This is a genomic window from Paludisphaera soli (assembly GCF_011064595.1).
GTDB lineage: Bacteria > Planctomycetota > Planctomycetia > Isosphaerales > Isosphaeraceae > Paludisphaera > Paludisphaera soli.
Genome location: NZ_JAALJI010000010.1, coordinates 46405 through 64550 on the forward strand (window position 1 = coordinate 46405; position 18146 = coordinate 64550).

General features: G+C 70.6%; 12 protein-coding genes. 11 read left to right on the plus strand and 1 reads right to left on the minus strand.

Annotation, left to right across the window (positions count from 1 at the left end; translation table 11 throughout):
- Positions 1-7: 7 nt before the first annotated feature.
- Positions 8-4423 (minus strand): NPCBM/NEW2 domain-containing protein, encoded by a 4416-nt coding sequence (locus tag G6O68_RS14600; protein ID WP_165249011.1) that lies wholly within the window; start codon positions 4421-4423, stop codon positions 8-10.
- A gap of 598 nt (positions 4424-5021) precedes the next feature.
- Here G6O68_RS14600 and G6O68_RS14605 point away from each other — a divergent pair.
- The 11 genes from G6O68_RS14605 (at position 5022) to pckA (ending at position 18140) form a co-directional block, all read left to right on the plus strand.
- On the plus strand, positions 5022-5648 hold the full coding sequence (locus G6O68_RS14605) for an RNA polymerase sigma factor (RefSeq protein ID WP_165249013.1): 627 nt from the start codon (positions 5022-5024) through the stop codon (positions 5646-5648).
- A gap of 59 nt (positions 5649-5707) precedes the next feature.
- Entirely contained in the window at positions 5708-6733 is a 1026-nt protein-coding gene (locus G6O68_RS14610; protein WP_165249015.1) for a hypothetical protein, read from the plus strand.
- Between the two features lie 229 nt (positions 6734-6962).
- Positions 6963-7715, plus strand: a complete 753-nt coding sequence (locus G6O68_RS14615) for a polyprenol monophosphomannose synthase (protein ID WP_240911192.1) — start codon at positions 6963-6965, stop codon at positions 7713-7715.
- A gap of 42 nt (positions 7716-7757) precedes the next feature.
- Entirely contained in the window at positions 7758-8708 is a 951-nt protein-coding gene (locus tag G6O68_RS14620; RefSeq protein ID WP_165249019.1) for an ATP-binding cassette domain-containing protein, read from the plus strand.
- A 4-nt stretch (positions 8709-8712) separates the two neighbouring features.
- Positions 8713-9480: an ABC transporter permease gene (locus G6O68_RS14625; RefSeq protein WP_165249021.1), complete on the plus strand. Its 768-nt coding sequence runs from the start codon at positions 8713-8715 to the stop codon at positions 9478-9480.
- A 43-nt stretch (positions 9481-9523) separates the two neighbouring features.
- Positions 9524-11368, plus strand: a complete 1845-nt coding sequence (locus tag G6O68_RS14630; RefSeq protein WP_165249245.1) for a Gldg family protein — start codon at positions 9524-9526, stop codon at positions 11366-11368.
- 22 nt (positions 11369-11390) lie between these two features.
- Positions 11391-13715 carry a DUF4340 domain-containing protein gene (locus G6O68_RS14635; RefSeq protein WP_165249023.1) on the plus strand — a complete coding sequence of 775 codons (2325 nt, stop codon included), beginning with the start codon at positions 11391-11393 and terminating at the stop codon, positions 13713-13715.
- Positions 13716-13801: 86 nt separating this feature from the next.
- Positions 13802-14443, plus strand: coding sequence for a peptide deformylase (gene def / locus G6O68_RS14640; protein ID WP_165249025.1), 642 nt, complete (start codon positions 13802-13804; stop codon positions 14441-14443).
- Positions 14444-14487: 44 nt separating this feature from the next.
- Positions 14488-15450, plus strand: a complete 963-nt coding sequence (gene fmt, locus G6O68_RS14645; protein ID WP_165249027.1) for a methionyl-tRNA formyltransferase — start codon at positions 14488-14490, stop codon at positions 15448-15450.
- Entirely contained in the window at positions 15447-16145 is a 699-nt protein-coding gene (locus G6O68_RS14650; protein WP_206108096.1) for a metallophosphoesterase family protein, read from the plus strand. The genes fmt and G6O68_RS14650 overlap by 4 nt, the downstream gene beginning before the upstream one ends.
- A 423-nt stretch (positions 16146-16568) precedes the next feature.
- The gene (pckA, locus tag G6O68_RS14655; protein WP_165249029.1) at positions 16569-18140 is read left to right on the plus strand and encodes a phosphoenolpyruvate carboxykinase (ATP); all 1572 of its coding nucleotides are present in this window, start codon (positions 16569-16571) and stop codon (positions 18138-18140) included.
- Positions 18141-18146: the final 6 nt, after the last annotated feature.

Below are 18146 nucleotides of genomic sequence, written 5' to 3' on the forward strand. Positions count from 1 at the left end.
CCATCTCTCAATCGATAAAGAGGCCGTTGAGGACGGCGTTGTGGCCGGAGAGCCGCGTGAAGCGGAACTGCACCCGGCCGCTCACCGTCCACGACAGGTACGCCCCGCCGTTGAACGACGACACCTCCTGCACGTCCAGCACCTCACCCGTCGCCGGGTCGATCAGCTCGATCCGCTGCGAACGCTGGCTGGTGTCCCAGTCCAGCATGTACAGCGACACCTTGTGCGACCGGCCGTCGGTCAGGGCGAGGTCGACCGTGAACGAGTCGTAGGCGTACCAGGCCGAGGCCTGACGCCTCGTCCCGTCGGCCGTCCTCAGCGCCCGCACGTCGCCGGTGGACGACGCCCAGGTGTACTGCAACGCCCGTTTGATCCCCACCTGGGCGTACGATGGCAGCCCCGACGGGTTGTTCAACATCTGCTGGCCGCCGCCCCCGTAGACGCCGATCCAGCTCCCCTTGGTCGCGTTGTCGCGCTCGCCCTGGGGCGTCGACGGGGGTGCACTCGGGGCCTCGGCTGTCTCCGCCGGGTCGATGAAGAGGCCGTTGAGGACGGCGTTGTGGCCGGAGAGCCGCGTGAAGCGGAACTGCACCCGGCCGCTCACCGTCCACGACAGGTACGCCCCGCCGTTGAACGACGACACCTCCTGCACGTCCAGCACCTCACCCGTCGCCGGGTCGATCAGCTCGATCCGCTGCGAACGCTGGCTGGTGTCCCAGTCCAGCATGTACAGCGACACCTTGTGCGCCCGGCCGTCGGTCAGGGCGAGGTCGACCGTGAACCGGCCGGAGGCGTACCAGGCCGAGGCCTGACGCCTCGTCCCGTCGGCCGTCCTCAGCGCCCGCACGTCGCCGGTGGACGACGCCCAGGTGTACTGCGACGCCCCGCTGATCCCCACCTGGGCGTACGACGGCAGCCCCGACGGGTTGTTCAACATCAAGTGCCCATCAGCGCCGTAGGCGCCGATCCAGCTCCCCTTGGTCGCGTCGTCGCGGTCCCCCCCGGTCGGCGGCGGGGGATCGGTCCCGGGCTCCTCCGACGGGGGCGGGATCTCCGTCGCGGCGGCGGGATCGATGAAGACCCCGGAGATCACCGCATTGTTGCCGGCGATCCTCGTGACCCGGAATCGGACGTTCCCGGAGACCGTCCACGACAGATAGAGGCCGCCGTTGAACGCCGAGATCCGGCGCGAGTCGAGCACCTCGCCGCTGTCGCGATCGATGACGTCGATCCGCTGGATCCGCGAGGTGGTGTCCCAGTCCAGGGCGTAGAGGGAGACGACGTGCGACTTGCCGTCGGTGAGGCTCACGTCGATGTCGAGGGAGCTGGACGAGCTCCAGACGGAGGCCTGTCGCTTCGTCCCGTCGGCCGTCCGCAGGGCCCGCACGTCGGTCGTGTTGGTGGTCCAGTTGTGCGGGATCGCGCCGGCGACCGTCACGCGGGCGAACGCGGGGAGGTTCGCGGGGTTGTTGAGCATCAGGTAGCCTTCGGAGCCGTAAGGGCCCCTCCAGTTCCCCTTCGTCACACTGTCGCGCCCCTCATAGATGGGGTTGAACTCGTCGAAGAAGACCCCGCCGATCACAGCGTTGTAGCCGGCGATCTTCGTGACGCGGAACCGCACCTTGCCGGAGACGTCCCAGGTGAGGTAGACGCCGTTGCCGAACGAGGAGATCTGCCGCGTGTCGAGGACCTCGTTCGTGGCCGCGTCGAGGACCTCGATCTTCTGGACCCGGCCGTTGTTGTCCCAGTCCATGGCGTACAGCGACACCTGCCGGGTCGTCCCGGCGGCGACCTCGACGTCGATTGTGAACTGGCTGCCGTACCAGGCCGAGGCGACGCGGTACGATTTGCTGTCCGGGCGGGTCTTCTGGAGCGCCCGCTTGTCCGCGGTGACGGCGCGGTTCCAGACATACCTGAGCGCGCCGACGACCTGAACCTCGCCGCCCTCGGGATAGGTCCCGTAATCGTCCACGATGACGGCGCCGGAGGACCCGTAGGCGCCCTTCCACGACCCCGACGTGAGGGGGTCGGATCCGAAGAAGCTCGCCCCCGCCTGGCGGGCCGGCGCGCCCACCGTCAGGGCCGCGGTCCGCACGGCCGAGTCCCCGGACGCGTCGACGGCCCGCACCGAGACCTGATACTCGCCCGCCCCGGTCGGGACGAAGACGAAGGACTCGGCGGTCGTGGAGGAGATCGTCGATCCCCCCTTGGTCACCGTCCAGGTCAGCGTGGGGGCCGCCCGGCCCTCGGAGCGGGCGTCGACCAGGCGGGCCTGGGCCCAGTCGGCGGGGATGGTGACGCTCGCGCCGGCAGGGGTCGTGACGATCAGGGAGAGCGAGGACACCCCCGTCACGTCGACGTCGATCGGCAGGCCCACGCCGGCCTTCATCACGGGCGAGGTGTAGAGGACGCGGCCGTCGCCGACGACCTGGAAAGTCGCCTGGCCGCGATTGAGGCCGGCCCGGTCGTCCACGCCGATGATCGCCGCGAAGCTCGTGTAGCGGCGGTCGAGGGGCACGACGACCGTCGAGCGGCTGGAGACGCCCAGGCCCGTGGCGTGGGAGACCCCGCCCAGCTGCATCACGCCGGTCCCGTAGCCGCCGTTGAAGACGCCGTTCCTCGTGAGCGAGCCGCCGTTGATCGTCGTCGAAGCGAACGTCGCGTCGCCGACGTTCGCCTGGCCGTAGACCTGGAACGGCACGGCGGCCGTCGCCGCGGAAGTCGCCGGCCGGAGGGCGACGGCGATCTCCGCCGCCTGGGACGCCGTCAGGCTGCCGAGGTCGAGCCTGGCCAGCAGCGCCGAGAGGTCCGCCGCGTCGACGTTGCGGTCGTGGTTGAAGTCGCCTTGCTGCCACCACAGCTCCGTCCGGTCGAAGTTCGCCTGGACGATCCGGAAGTCGTCGAAGTCGACGACGCCGTCGAGGTCGGCGTCGCCCGGCTGCAGCAGCAGGCTCATCACGGCGTCCCACCGCTGGGAGCCCGGCGCGTTGACCTGGTTCTTCAGGCCCCAGAACTCGCCGTTGAGCGTATAGAAGGTCATCTGCCGGCCGCCGGCACGCTCCCAGAGGGCGTAGTAGTTCCGGTACAGATCGTACATCCGCGGGTCGTTGAGCGCCTCGTGCTTGGCGTCGTAGTTGCTCGAATACGACAGGTGCTGGCCCCCCTCGTAGGCGTCGAGGGGCAGGCCGTAGGCGGCCGCCACCCGCACGCTGTTGAAGATCGTCGCCTCCACCACGGGCAGCCGCTGCTCCATCGCGGCGAGCACCGCGCTCGAGCTCACGTTGGGCTGATTGACCGAGGAGGTGGGGTACGTATAAGGGGCGATCGCCGTCGAGGCGAGGAACTGGGCGGGGGCCCCGTAGACGCGGTCGATCGCCTTCAGGCCGGCATCGAGGAAGGAGGGGGAGATCGCCCAACCGCTGAACACGGGCAGCACGCGCCCGGCGTCGGCGCCGAAGACCTCCCGGAAGATCTGGCCGATCCGCACCGTCTGCAGGCCGCTCTCCTGGGCGACCTTGTTCATGTCGGTGCCCGGCAGGACGCGAGGGTCGGCGTTGGCCTTGGCCAGAACCTGCGAATAGGCCTTGAAGATCGTGTTCCAGGTCTCGTTGCTGTACTCGACGTAGATCTTCAGGTGGGGCGCGAGCCGGTCGCGGACGAGAGCGGCGAGGTTCGCGACGTAGTCGTCGTCGGCCAGCGCCGGGATCGTCAGCCACATGTCGTTCCCGGACTCGTTGGAAAGCTCCACGGCCTCCTCGTAGGAGACCTCGGAAGAGCCATGGCCCTTGAAGAAATCCTCCGGGCCTGTGCGTTGGGACCACTGCGAATCCAGGCTGTTGTTCGTCCCGGTCCAGTCCAGGAAGCGGATGTAGTCGAAGGGTTCCAGCGACTGGAGGAAGTCGGAGGTGTAGAGTTGGCTGCCGTCGGCGGGGGAACCCGGGGCCCAGATCCGCAGGTCGGACCAGGGATCGCTCGGGTCGGCCGAGAGCACCGTCATGATCAGAGTCCGGGTCGCGGCGGGGTCCTTGTCGGCCCCCACGATGATGGTCCCCCGGGTGACCCCGTCCGATCCCGTGACCATCGGCGCGGCGAGCTGGCCGACCCCCCAGAAGTCGAGCTTGGCCGTCCCCTTGAAGCTCACCTGATAGGCCCCGTCGGGATAGTGGTCGAGCTCGACCTGGGCCGAGGCCGGGGCGAGCGCGTAGCCGTCCGCCGTCGTCGGGACGGTCGGGTTCGCCTGCCGGTACTTGGCCCGGTCGGCGAGCCCCCACCCCGACATGGTCTTCTGCACGTCGTTCCAGTAGGCCTCCTTCGCGTAGGCCTTGTTGACCGACAGGTTCACCCCGGCGCCGCTCAGCATCGCGCGGCGCTCCATCTGCTCGAGGCCCGGCCGGAAGCCGGCCCTTCTCCTGGGTCTGCTCATCTCGTCTCCGTCGCTTCTCTAGAAGTTGTAAATCTTCGCGGAGCCGCCCATCGCGGGGCGGTCGGCGGGCCCGGACGGGCCCGGAACGGTCAGAACGACGACCGTTCGCGTCAGGAGCGCATGGGGGGGCGGCGCGGCGATCGCGTGCCCGCTTCATGCATGAGAACACTAAGTAATGTGAATAGATTTTCCGAACAGGTTGGCGTAGACGAGTCTAGCAGCGGACCGGGGATTGACAACAACGCGGGGAATTTTGTCGATCCGTGCGTACATTGATCGATACAACCCCCGTCCGCGCCGCCCGCGCGGGACCCGTCGAGTCCGCGCGAATTGATCCGATAAAGCGTCCGGATCGCGGCCGAAACATGCGGCCGCGGGGCGGACGGCCCCGAGATCGATGGATGAAACCTTATATGTTACATCATGAATCAAAACGGTCCGATGCGGTTCCTCGCGACGCTCGGCCCTTCCCCCCGGCCGCCGGTCGGCGGGATAATGGGCGGGGCCGCCTGGCCACTTCGCCCGAGCCGCCGGGCGGGCCGTAGATTTCGGCGGATTTCCGGGAACCGATCCGGCGTCGGGGGCGTCCAAGCTTGCGATGACGCGGAATCTGGACGACTTCAGCCTGGTGGAAGCGTGTCGCGCCGGCCGCAGCGAGGCCTACGGCGTCCTGGTCGGCCGCTGCCAGGGCCGGATCTACCCGATGCTGGTCCGGCTCCTCGGCTCCGCCGAAGACGCCCAGGACGTCCTCCAGGACGCCTTCCTCAGGGGTTTCGAGAAACTCGGCCAGTATCAGGGGGAAAGTTCGTTCTCGACCTGGATGTACCGGATCGCCCTGAACCTCGCGATGAGCCGCCTCAGGAAACGTAAGATGCGGCGGGTCCTTCGCCTACTCGACACTCGAAGGGGCCGACCGGCCGTCGACCCGCCCGACGAGTCGCCGGCGAGCGTCCCCTCCCACGCCGCCGAGCAGGCCGAGCGCGAGGCGCTGGTCGAGGCCGCCCTCGAATCCCTCGAGCCCGAACACCGGGCGGTCGTGATCCTGAAGGACTTCGAGGGGCGTCGCTACGACGAGATCGGCGACCTCCTCGGCATCCCCGTGGGGACCGTCCGGAGCCGTCTGCATCGGGCCCGTCAGCAGCTGCGGCGACGCCTCCGGCCCCTGGTCGACGACGAGTCGCCCGCCCATTCGATCCATCCCGACGTCGAGCAAGCGTTGTCTTGAGCCGGGCGCCCCGCGGCGGGCGCCCCCGGAACCGAGTCCCGGCGACCCCCGGAATCACCATGAGCGATGAACTGGAATTCTTGCAGTCGGCCTATCTCGACGACGAGCTCGACCCGGACCTGAGGCGGTCGGCCGAGGCGGCCGCGGCGTCGGATCCCCAGAAGGCCGAGGAACTTCGGTCGCTCGCCAGGGTCCGCGAGCTGATCGCCGGCCTATCCCGGCCCGCCGGCCCGGACTTCGCGACCGAGGTCCTGCGCCGGCTCGCCGCCTCGGGCTCGCGGCCCGCCGCATGGGCCTTCGGCCCGTCGCTCCGGTGGGGGGCCGCCGCCGCCGTCCTCCTGGCCGCCTCCCTGGGGATTCGGGCCGCGATCCGCCACCGCGACGAGCCCGTCGCGCCTCCGCCGGTCGCCCTCGCGCCGGCCTCGGCCGTCGCGACCGAGGTCGTCGAGGCGGCCCCGCGGCCCCCCGTCGCCGCCGAGCCGGTCGGCCCCCCGGAGGCCCTCGCCCGGGCGACGCCCGATCCCGACCCGACGGGCCCGCCTCGGCTCGATCCGGCCTCCGAACCGGATCGGTCGCAGCTCGCCGCCGGGGAGCTGCTGGCGCGGCCCGGCCCCCATCGGCTCTTCGTGGTCTCCTCCGTCGAGGGCCCGCCCGATCTGGACGAGATCGCGGAGGTCTTGAAGCTGACGTCGCATCGCGACTTCTACCGGCTCGAGCTGCCCGGCGACGATCGAGCTGAAGCCGACGCGGCCGGCCCGGTCGTCTTCGCGGCCGAGCTCGACCCCGCCGAGGTGGGGACGCTTCGACGGCGGCTGGAGGCCGCGCATCCGGGCCAGGTCGGCGAGGAGGAAGCGGGATCCGCGCTGAGGACCGAGCTGGCCGAGCTGGGCCGGGCCGTCAGGCTTCCGGCCGAGCCGGCCGCCGAGGTGCAGTTCCCCCAGTCCAAGATGGCGATCCGGATCCCCTCGGTCCCGACCGCGCCGCCCACCGACCGGCCCGCCGACGTCGGCCCGCCCCCGATCGAGCCGGCCGGGGATGTCCCGTCCGTGGTGCTGATTCGCATCATCGGCCCCCCCTCGGAGTGAGCCCTCCCGGCGTCCCGGTCAAGTCGCACCAACGACGCAAACACTGGCTTCCCAGCCAGATGCGACTTGATTCCGGTCGGCCTCGCTCGGGTGCCTCCGCGGGCCCCCGAAGGCGTCAGGTGGGCGTATCCATCTTCCCCGCCGGGTCGCGATGGGTCATACTGAATCGCGGCCCCTGGGTGCGGGCGTCGAGGCCCCGGCATCGGCCGCGTTGGGAGAATCATGGGTCGTGTCGAAACCACTTGAGGGGTCGGGGCGGAAGGCTCCTCGCGTCGTCGTCTCGCTGGCGACCTACAACGAGGCCGAGAACATCGCTCCCCTCGTCGAGGGCATACGCGGCTATGCGCCCGACGCGGCCGTCCTCGTGATCGACGACAACTCGCCCGACGGCACCGGCCGGATCGCCGACGAACTCGCCGGCAGGTTGAAGGACGTGTCCGTCATCCATCGCAGCGGTAAGCTCGGCCTTGGCACGGCCACGCTGGAGGCGATCACCTACGCGATCGAGAATGATTTCGACTATCTTCTGAACATGGACGCCGATTTCAGCCATCCGCCGCGATTCATCCCGGCGATCCTCGCCGGCATGGCCGACCATGACGTCATGATCGGTTCGCGGTACGTGGCCGGCGGCGGGGTCGAGGGCGGTTTCAACCTCAAGCGGAAGTTCATGAGCACGGGGATCAACCTCTACGCCCGGACGTTCCTGGGACTTCGGACCCGTGACAACAGCGGTGCGTTTCGCTGCTACCGTGTCTCGAAACTCGCCGAGATCGACATGGCGAAGGTGAAGTCGCGGGGCTACTCGTTCCAGGAGGAGATCCTCTTCTGGTGCAAGCAGGTGGGCTGCCGCTTCGGCGAGACGCCGATCCTGTTCGAGAACCGCCGGGCGGGCATGTCGAAGATCAACTCGCGCGAGGCGGTCGCCGCGATCTGGATCATCTTCCGACTGGGGCTGGGCCGGCTCCTGGGCCGGGTCTGAGCCGGCCGGCGACCCTCGGGCCGGGAGGAGGCGAATCGCGCGATGATCGAGGTCCATCGTCTTTCGAGGAATTACGGCGCGGTCCGGGCGCTGGACCGGATCTCGTTCGAGCTGGGACGGGGCGAGGTCGCCGGCCTGCTCGGCCCCAACGGGGCGGGCAAGACGACCACGATGCGGATCCTGACGACCTACCTCGCCCCCAGCGGCGGTCGAGCCGTCCTCTGCGGTCGGGACGTGCTCGACGAGCCCCTGGAGGTCCGCCGCAACGTCGGCTACCTCCCCGAGAACGTCCCCCTCTACGGCGAGATGCGCGTGCGCGAACTGCTGCATTTCCGGGCCAAGCTGAAGGACGTCCCCCGCTCCCGACGGCGACGCGCCGTGGCCGAGGCGATCGCCCGGTGCGGGCTGGGGGAGGTCGAGGACCGGCCGATCGGCAAGCTCTCGCGGGGGTTCCGCCAGCGGGTGGGCCTGGCCGACGCGATCGTCCACGAGCCGCCGATCCTGATCCTCGACGAGCCGACGGCCGGCATGGACCCGATCCAGGTCCGCGAGGTCCGGGCCCTGATCCGCGAGCTGGGGGAGCGCCACACCGTGCTGCTCTCCACGCACATCATGTCAGAGGTGGAGGCGGTCTGCGGGCGGGTGATCATCATCGCCCAGGGTCGGATCGCGCTCGATGGCCGGCTGGAGGACCTTCGCGACGACCACGGGCTGATGGTCGAGGTCCGAGGCCCGGCCGACGCGATCCGAAAGACCTTGGCCGCGGTCCCCGGGGTCTCCAAGGTGCGGCCGGCCGGCGAGCGCGAGGGCCTGGCGACGTTCGAGGTCGCGACGAAGGACGGCGAGGACCCCCGCGAGGCGATCTCGATGCGGCTCGCCGCCAACGGCTGGCCGCTGCGCGCGCTGGAGGCCCGCCGCCGCTCGCTGGAGGAGCGGTTCATCGAGGCCGTCTCGCGATCCAGCCTCGACGCCCTGGAACGGGAGGCCGGCTGAACCGATGCGCCACGTCCCCACCCTCCTCGCCCGCGAGCTGGGCGCCTACTTCCTGGGCCCCACGGCGTACCTGGTCCTGATCGGCTTCCAGGTCGTCGCGTTCCTCAACTTCTGGGAACTGGTCGAGTCGCTCGCCCGCCCCCAGGTCGAGTTCTCCAGCCTGCGTGACCCCATGAGCGCGTACATCTCCGGCAGCACGCCGTTCTGGTTCGCCATCCTCGTCGCCGTCCCGGTTCTGACCATGCGGCTGCTGGCGGAGGAGAACCGATCGGGGACGATCGAGACCCTGGTGACCCTGCCGATCACCGAGGGGGAGGTCGTCGTCTCGAAGTGGCTGGCCGGCGTGGTCATGTATCTGATGCTGCTGGTGCCGTTCGCCGTCTACCTGCCGTTCCTGTACCACCAGGGGCGGTACGAGTTCGACGTAGGCCCGCTCTTGAGCCTGGGCGTGGGGCTCACGACCATGGGGATGATGTTCGTGGCGATCGGCCTGCTCTTCAGCTCGCTGACCCGCAACCAGGTGGTAGCCGCCGTCTGGACGTTCGTGACGCTGTTCGTGCTGGTGGTGATGACCCTCCTGCTGACGGATTTCCTGTCCTCGCGACGCCTGGCCGGCTGGGCGGACGCGGCGCGTCACGTCGCCGTCCTGCACCAGATCCACGGCTTCGCGCTGGGGCGGTTCGACGTCAGGACCGTCGCGCTCCACCTCTCCGCCTGCGTCTTCTTGCTGTATGCGACGACGACGCTCCTCGCCGCGAGGCGGGGGCGTTGATCGGGCTCGATCGAACCGTCTCGACGGGGGCCGCCGCGTGTCGATGCCTTCCAACCTCATGACGTTCCTCGGCCGCGCCGAGGTGTGGATCGGCCTCGCCGCGGTGGGGGCCTTCCTCGTCCTGTTCTGGACCCTGCGGGGGGCCCCGCCGGGCCTTTCCGCAGGGAAGGACGACGAGGAAGGGGCGCCGGCCTCGGCCTATCGGGACCGAGTGATCGCCGGGGTGGCGACCGGGCTCTTGCTGATCCTGCTGGGAGCGGCGCTGGCGATGACCCGGGGGGTGCTCTGGTCGCTCCCGGTATTCGCGCTGGGACTCGGGCTGGTCGCCACGCTGATCGTGGTCAACGAGCGCTATCGACACGTCAGCCCCGCCCTGCGGAGGACCGTCGCCATCTCGCGGGCGGTGCTCAACACGGGGCTGGTGGCCGGCCTGTTGATCGTGGCGAACGTGATGGCCTTCCGCTACGGCGGCCGGGAGATCGACCTGACTCGGGAGCGCGCCTACTCGCTCTCAAGCCTCAGCCGCAACCAGGCCGAGTCGCTCGATCGGCCCGTGACTTTCCACCTGGTCCACGGCCGCAGCGCCCTGGCTCGTCGACAATTTGACCGGGTCTGGCAGCTCCTGGAGCTGTACCGCGCCGTGCGGCCCGACCTGGTCCGGGTCGAGCGTCTCGACCGTTACGCCGAGCTGTCGCGGGCCGACGACCTCGCCCGACGGGCGCCCGAGCTGGCCGTCATGCAAGGGGGCGGCGTCCTGATCGAGTACGGCGAGGGAGACGCGGCGCGGTTCGCCGCGATCAGCAACCCGGAGATGTTCGACCAGACTCCCGCCGACGCCCGGGGCGCCGGGGCGGGGCGTTACGAGTCGGCCTTCAAGGGTGAGGACGCCGTGACCTCCGCCCTGATCCGGCTGCGCGAGGGGAAGACGGCCAAGGTCGCGTTCACAGTCGGCCACGGCGAGTCCGGCTCGGACAGGATGCGGGGCGACGGGCCCGGAGTCTCCGCCTGGAAGGCCAGGCTGGCCGCCGTCGGCTGCGAGGTCGTGGAACTCAACCTCCTGGAACAGGCCGTCCCCGAGGAGATCGAGCTGGTGATCCTCGCCGGGCCGAGGGAGCCCTTCAAGCCCCAGGAGCTGGCCCGCCTCCGCGCCTACGCCGACCGGGGCAAGCCCGTGCTCGCCTGCCTCGGGGCGGCCGGCGCCGCCGGGCTCGACGATTTTCTCAAATCGTTCAACCTGGAGCTGGGTCGTCGCACGCTGGTCGATCCCCGGCTCAACCTCAACGGCCAGGTCCGCTTCGTCTTCTGCCTCGTCGAGCCGGGCCTGCGACATCCGGTGGTGGACGGCCTGGGCACCGAACGCGCGGTCCTGATGGTGGACGGCGCGCCGATCCACTTCGTGGGGACCAAGGGCGCCGCCGACGAGGACCCCGCCTCGGTCAACCCCCGCATGCTCCCCTCGCCGATCCTCCGCAGCGGGCCAGGCTCGTGGGCCGAGAGCCAGGCGGACGACCCTCAGCCGAAGTTCAACCGCGAGGCCGACGAGCCGGGGCCGGTCGTCGTGGCCGCCGCGGTCGTCCAGCGGCCGGAGCCGACCCCCGGCGCGGGGGCGATCCCGCCCACCCCTCGGCTGGTCCTGATCTCCAGCCGGGCCGCCGGCGACGACGCCGTGCAGGCGCTGGAGCCGACGAACCTCGACCTGCTGATGAACGCCGCGAGCTGGCTGCGGGGCCGCGAGGATTCGGTGGGCGTCCCGCCGAAGATCCACGCCGCCCTCACCCTGACCGCCGACCCCGGGCTGCGATGGCGGCTGACCCTCGTGCCGACGGTCGTCTCGATGGCCGGCGTCGCCGCGATCGGCCTCCTCGTCTACTACGTCCGCCAGGAATGAGCACGGCCGCGACCCGCCGACCATGAAAAACTCACGATCCACCTACGTCCTGATCGGCCTGTTCCTCGGGGGCCTGCTCACGCTCTGGGGACTGGAGCGGGCCGGCGTGCTCACCGAGTCCGAGCGCGCCCGGCGGCGCGACCGGGTGCTCCCCGATCTCGTCGACCTGAAAGAAGCCGAGGTCCGCCGGCTGGAGATCGACGGCGGCCCCGAGCGGCTCGTCTTCGAGCGCCTCGGCCCGCGATCCTGGGCGATTCGCAAGCCCTATGAGGTCGACGCCGCCCCCCAGGAGGTCGACCGCCTGATCTCCGCACTCAAGGGGCTGCGGAAATCCCCCGAAGCCGGAGCGGTGGAGGGGGCGGCCGCGGATTACGGCCTGGCCCCGCCCGCCTTCGTCGTCCGGCTCTGGACCGAGGACGGGCCCGCCGCCGCGCCCGCCGCCACGCTGGAAGTGGGCCGGTCGATCCAGGAGGAGCGGTTCGTGCGCGCGGGCCCGGACGCGGCCGTCGAGGTGGTCTCCCGTCGGGCCCTGGCCGCCCTGGACCGACCCGCGGTCGAGTGGCGCGAGACGGTGCTCGTCCCTCCCTCGCTCGCCCCGATCGCCTCGATCGCAGTCCGACGCCCCGGCCTGGACGCGACCGCCGAGCGCGCCGAGCGCGGCGCCTGGCGGCTGACCTCCCCCATCCGCTTCCCCGCCGACGCGGCCCGGATCGAGCAACTCCTCGCCGTCGCGGGGGCGATCCGGGTCGACCCCCGATCCGGCGGGTTCGTCGCCGAAGGGGTTCGGGACTTCGCCCCTTACGGCCTGGCCGAGCCCGCCGCCGCCCTGGAGCTGAGGCCGCTCGCGATCGGCGTCGAGCCGGTGACGCTGGAACTGGGGGGCTCGCCCCCCGACCATCCCGATCGCGTCTACGTCCGCAAGGCCGGCGGCGACGCCGTGGTCACGGTGGACCGCAGGATCCTGGACGAGATACCGGCCGAGTTGAACGCCCTGCGAAGCCGTCGGATCGCCGGCCTCGTCCCGTCCGCCGTTCGGAGGATCGAGGTCGAATCGCCGGTCGGGCGTTTTGACCTCCGATGGGAGGAAGCGGCCTGGATGCTGGCCGCCCCAGTCGCCGCCCGGGCCGATCAGGCGCAGGTCCTCGCGCTGCTGAGGAAGATCGAGGAGTTGCAGGCGAGCGAGTTCCTGGACCCGGCGATCGTCCCCGACCCGGGGATCGACCCGCCCCTGGCCCGCATCCGGATCTGGCAGGACGCCGGCACCGGCGGGGCCGCCGCCGGGGTCGGGCCGGTGCTCGACCTGCGCCTCGGCCGCCACGACGTCCTGCGGAAGGTCGTCTTCGCCCGGGCGGAGGGGGACACGGCCATCCTCGCGATCCCCGACGTCTTCCTGTCGGCCCTCCCCGCCACCTCCTTCGCGTTCCGCGACCTGGAACTGCCGGCCGTCCAGCCGACCAGCGTCGCCCGGCTCACCGTCGTCCGACCGGGCCGGACGACCGTGCTGGAGCCGGGCGACCCGTCCGGCGCTCCGAACCGATGGCGGATGGTGGAACCGGCGAAGGCCGACGCCGACGCTCGCGCGGTGACCGCGGCCCTGGCTCGCCTCGCCGACCTGCGCGCCGGCTCGTTCGTCGCCGACGCCCGAGGCGACCTCGCCCGGTTCGGCCTCGACTCTCCGCTGCTCGAAGTCCGCTGGGAAGTCCGCCCCTCGGGCTCGGGCGAAGCCCCCGCCCCGGGCGCCCAGAGCCTCCGCATCGGCTCGGCCGTGCCGAACGACCCCCAGAAGTATCACGGGACGCTGACCGACTTCCCCGCCGTCTTCACGATCGACGCCGCGAGCCTGGTCCCGTTCACCGCCGAGTTCCGCGACACCCGCGTCCTCTCGTTCAAGCCCGACGCCGTGCGCAGGCTGACGCTTCGCACCGAGACCCGGTCGCTCGCCTACACGCGGCGACGCCATGCCCTCGGGACCCCGGCCGACTGGTCCGCCGAGCCGGGCACGCCTTCTCAGGGGGTCGACTTCTCGCGCTTCGACGACCTCGTCGAGGCCCTTTCCGAACTCCGGGCCGAGCGATTCATCCAGTACGAGGGGCCGTTCCCGCCGGAGGTCGGCCTCGGCACTCCCCGGCTCGACGTCCGGGTGAGCCTCGACGGCGACGCCCCCCCCGCCCGGCTCCGTCTCGGCGCGGCGCTCGGCGAGGCCTACGTCTGCGGGGCGACGGGCGAGGGGGACTCGGGCCCCGTCTTCATCCTCCGGGCTCCGGCCTGGGAGGCCCTGATCCAGAGCGCCGAGGGGGGCCTCCCTCCCCTGCCGGCCGATCCGTTCGCGCCGGCCCTCGGGCCCTGATCGCGGGAGTCCTGATGCTCCCGACGGGGCCCGTCGACTATAATATTCGCGTCCCCGTTCCATCCGCCCGCGCCGGAGCCCGTGTCGTGCTGCACATCGTGAAATACCCGCATCCCGCCCTCCGATATGCGTCCCGCCCGATCGAGACGATCGACGACGGGCTCCGCGCCGTCGTCCGCGAGATGTTCAGCCTGATGTACGAGGCGCGAGGCGTCGGCCTGGCGGCGAACCAGGTGGGCCTCCCCTTTCGCTTCTTCGTCATCAACGTGACGGCGGACGCCGAGCAGAAGGGCCAGGAGCTGGTCTTCATCAACCCGGAGATCGTCAAGCGACATTCCTGGGACGACGACGAGGAAGGCTGCCTGAGCCTCCCCGGCCTCTACGCCAAGGTCCGACGGCCCAAGAAAGTGCGTGTCCGGGCCTTCAACCTGGAAGGCGAGCAGGTCGAGGTCGAGTCCGACGAGCTGTTCGGCCGGGCCCTCCAGCACGAGATCGACCACCTGGACGGCAAGCTGTTCATCGACCACCTCGGCCCGCTCGGCCGTCACGGCGTGAAGGGCAAGCTCCGCGAGTTCGAGAACGAATTCCGGCAGGCCCAGGCCGCCGGGACCTATCCGGCCGAGGACGCGATCCGCAAGGCCCTCGACGCGGCCCCGGCCCCCGCTCCGACTCCGACCACCGACGCGATCCCCTCCCCCGCCGCCGCGACCGCCCCGGCCGACGCCTGATCCCGAGAAGCGGAGCGGAACACCCCGAGCGGAGGAGGCTCGCAATGGACTCGCCGATCTCGATCGTCATGCTGGGGACCGGGGATTTCGCCCTGCCCTCGTTCGAAGGCCTGGCCGACGCCGGCTTCCGCATCCTGACGCTCGTCACCCAGCCCGACCGGCCCCAGGGGAGGCGCCAGGAACTCATCCCCAGCCTCATCAAGCAGGCCGCCGAGCGCCGGGGCGTCCTTGTCTATCAGCCGGAACGCGTCAACGACGCCGAGGCGGTGGAGCACATCCGCGGCCTGGCGCCCGACTTCCTCATCACCGCCGCCTACGGCCAGATCCTCTCGGCCGAACTGCTGGGGGTCCCCCGCGTCGGGGCGCTCAACCTGCACGGCTCGGTCCTGCCGGCCTATCGGGGGGCCGCACCGGTCGCTCGGGCGATCCAGAACGGCGAGGTCGAATCCGGCGTCACCATCATCCAGATGACCCCCCGCGTCGACGCCGGCGGCATGATCGCCGTCGCGCGGACCCCCATCGACCCCGACGAGACGGCCGGCGAGCTGGAAGCCCGGCTCGCGAACCTCGGGGTCGCCTTGCTCATCGACGCCATCCGGGCCGTGGCGTCGGGCAAGGCCGAGATCCTCCCGCAGGACGCCGCCCTCGTCACCCGGGCGCCCAAGCTCCGCAAGGAAGACGGCGTGATCGACTGGACCCTGACGGCGCGACAGGTGCACAACCTCGTCCGGGCCATGCAGCCCTGGCCGATCGCCTCGACGACCTGGACGGCGCTCCCCTGGACCCCGAAGGGCCCGGTCCGGCTCATCATCCATCAGACCGCCCTGGCCGACGGGAGCGGCGAGCCGGGCACGGTGCTCGCCGCGTCGAAGGACGGCCTCGTCGTGGCGGCCGGGGAGGGTGCGGTCCGGCTCGTGGTCCTCCAGGCGCCCGGCAAGAAACCCCTGACCGCCGCGGAATTCCTCCGAGGCCACCACGTCCAGGTCGGCGACAAGATGGGCGGATGAACCGCAGCGAAGGGAGCCCCCGAGCCAAGATGCCCGAACGCACCATCGCCGTGGGAGACGTCCACGGCTGCTCCAAGGCCCTGAAGGCCCTGGTTGACGCCATCCGGCCGACCGGGGACGACCTGATCGTCACGCTGGGAGACTACGTCAACCGCGGTCCCGACTCCCGCGGCGTCCTCGACGCGCTGGCCGACCTGAAGGATCGCTGCCGCCTCGTCCCGATCCTCGGCAATCACGACGAGATGCTCCTCCGCGCGCACTCCGGCCTCCCCGCTCCCGCGACCGTCCCGGGCGGCCCGCCTGGCGATCGGCCCGACCGGGACTGGGGCCGCGAGCTGGAAAAGCTCAGCCCGGCGAATCTAGCCTTCCTCAGGACCTGCGTCGATTCGCACGAGGCGCCAGACCACTTCTTCGTCCACGCCGCCTACGACCCCGCCCAGCCGCTCGACCGCCAGCCGGCGTCGCTCCTGCGCTGGCACTCGCTGAAGTTCGGCGTGCCGCGGCGTCATTTCTCGGGGAAGACGGCCGTCGTCGGCCATTCGTCCCAGAAGAACGGCAAGATCCTCGACCTGGGCCATATCGTCTGCATCGACACCTACTGCCACGGCGGCGGCTGGCTCACCGCCCTCGACGTCGTCACCGGCCGGACCTGGCAGGCCGATCGCGAGGGCAGGCTCCGTCGCCCCCAACGCTGATCGTCACTCGACGCGCCTGCCCGATTTGCTTTTTTCGGTCCACGCGTTCCCCAACTCTCCGGGATGTCCCACCATAATCTGGGGAAATGCGCCCGCCCCTCAGGCCGCGCCCGGCGATTCGGGCGGCGGAATGCTCGCGAGACGACGACCGCCTCGCTTCGGGCGTGGCGAAGTGCGCCGAACGAAGCCGATCCCGGGCCCCTCCACCTGTCCACAAAGCCTATTCCAGAAGCAAGATGCATCCGACGGCTTCGTTTTCGGGTCCGGTCGAACGAACCCGATTCGGCCCGGCTCGCGTCGGGGAGGCTCGCCGAAGTTCCGGGGCCCGTCGGGTTGGTCCAATCACTCAGGGGGCTTATGATGAACCCAGCCAGGATCTCCAGGGCATCCAGACAGCTTCGTCGAAGCGGACGTGGAATCATCATGAGCGGCCATGAGAAGGAAGTCGTGAAGTCGCACGGGCTCGAGACGCTGGGCATCGCGCGGAAGGCGCCGACCCACTGGAACCCGCCGGCGCCGGCCCTGTACGAGCACGCCGTGCGTCGCGGGGAGGGGCTGATCGCCCATCTCGGCCCCTTCGTCGTCGACACGGGCCGCCACACCGGCCGGTCGCCCGGCGACAAGTTCACCGTCAAGGAGCCCGGCAGCCGCGACCGGATCTGGTGGGGCGAGCACAATCACCCGATCTCCGAGGAATCCTTCGACCGCGTCTGGGACCGTCTGCGGGCCTACCTGGCCGACAAGGAGCTGTTCGTCCAGGACTGCTACGGCGGCGCCGATCCTCGCTTTCGGCTCCCGGTCCGGGTCGTCACTCAGTACGCCTGGCACAGCCTCTTCATCCGGGACTTGCTCATCCGCGAGCACGACGAGGACGTCCTGCGCGAGTTCCTCCCCGAGTTCACGATCGTCGACGCCCCCGAGTTCCAGGCCGATCCCGCAACCGATGGCACCCGGTCCGGCACCTTCATCCTCATCAACCTCGCGAGGAAGCTCGTCCTGATCGGCGGCACCCGCTACGCCGGCGAGATCAAGAAGTCGGTCTTCTCGATCCTCAACTACCTCCTCCCCCTGCGTGGGGTGCTGGGGATGCACTGCTCGGCCAATTACGGCGCGGACCGCGACGACGCGGCGCTGTTCTTCGGCCTCTCGGGGACCGGCAAGACGACCCTCTCGACCTCGCCCGACCGGACCCTCATCGGCGACGACGAGCACGGCTGGAGCGAGGACGGAGTCTTCAACTTCGAGGGGGGCTGCTACGCCAAGGCCATCCGCATCCGCGAGGAGACCGAGCCCGAGATCTACGACACCACCCGGCGGTTCGGCACCTTGCTGGAAAACGTGGTCATCGACCCGGACACCCGGCGGCTCGACCTCGACAGCGCGGAACTCACCGAGAACACCCGGGCGGCGTACCCCATCACGCACATCCCCCACGCCGACCCGGCGGGCGTGGCGGGCCATCCCCGGCACATCTTCTTCCTGACCTACGACGCCTTCGGCGTGCTGCCGCCGATCGCCCGGCTGACCGCCGACCAGGCCATGTTCCACTTCCTCGCCGGTTACACCTCGAAGGTCGCCGGGACCGAAACGGGCGTGAACGAGCCCCAGGTGGTGTTCAGCCCCTGCTTCGGCGGGCCGTTCCTGCCGCTCCACCCCAGGGTCTACGCGAAGTTGCTGGGCGAGAAGATCCACCGCCACGAGGTCCGCTGCTGGTTGGTCAACACCGGGAACACCGGCGGGCCCTACGGCGTCGGCAGGCGGATCGCCATGCCGATCACCCGGTCGCTCGTCCATGCGGCGCTGGCGGGCGAGCTGAACGAGATCGCGACCGAGCCCGACGAGGCGTTCCGCCTCGGCCGGCTGACCTCATGCCCCGGCCTGGCCCCGGACGTGCTCGACCCCCGGGCCTCGTGGCCCGACCCGGAGGCGTATGACCGGAAGGCCGCCGAGCTGGCGGCCCGCTTCGCGGAGAACCACGACAGGTTCCAGGCCTGACCCTGG

Bases quoted from the DNA above. Each gene is read 5' to 3' on its own strand.
- G6O68_RS14620 (WP_165249019.1), top strand. From the start codon at position 7,758: ATGATCGAGGTCCATCGTCTTTCGAGGAATTACGGCGCGGTCCGGGCG.
- pckA (WP_165249029.1), top strand. From the start codon at position 16,569: ATGAGCGGCCATGAGAAGGAAGTCGTGAAGTCGCACGGGCTCGAGACG.
- G6O68_RS14610 (WP_165249015.1), top strand. From the start codon at position 5,708: ATGAGCGATGAACTGGAATTCTTGCAGTCGGCCTATCTCGACGACGAG.
- G6O68_RS14630 (WP_165249245.1), top strand. From the start codon at position 9,524: ATGCCTTCCAACCTCATGACGTTCCTCGGCCGCGCCGAGGTGTGGATC.
- fmt (WP_165249027.1), top strand. From the start codon at position 14,488: ATGGACTCGCCGATCTCGATCGTCATGCTGGGGACCGGGGATTTCGCC.
- G6O68_RS14605 (WP_165249013.1), top strand. From the start codon at position 5,022: ATGACGCGGAATCTGGACGACTTCAGCCTGGTGGAAGCGTGTCGCGCC.
- G6O68_RS14650 (WP_206108096.1), top strand. From the start codon at position 15,447: ATGAACCGCAGCGAAGGGAGCCCCCGAGCCAAGATGCCCGAACGCACC.
- G6O68_RS14600 (WP_165249011.1), bottom strand. From the start codon at position 4,423: ATGAGCAGACCCAGGAGAAGGGCCGGCTTCCGGCCGGGCCTCGAGCAG.
- G6O68_RS14625 (WP_165249021.1), top strand. From the start codon at position 8,713: ATGCGCCACGTCCCCACCCTCCTCGCCCGCGAGCTGGGCGCCTACTTC.
- G6O68_RS14635 (WP_165249023.1), top strand. From the start codon at position 11,391: ATGAAAAACTCACGATCCACCTACGTCCTGATCGGCCTGTTCCTCGGG.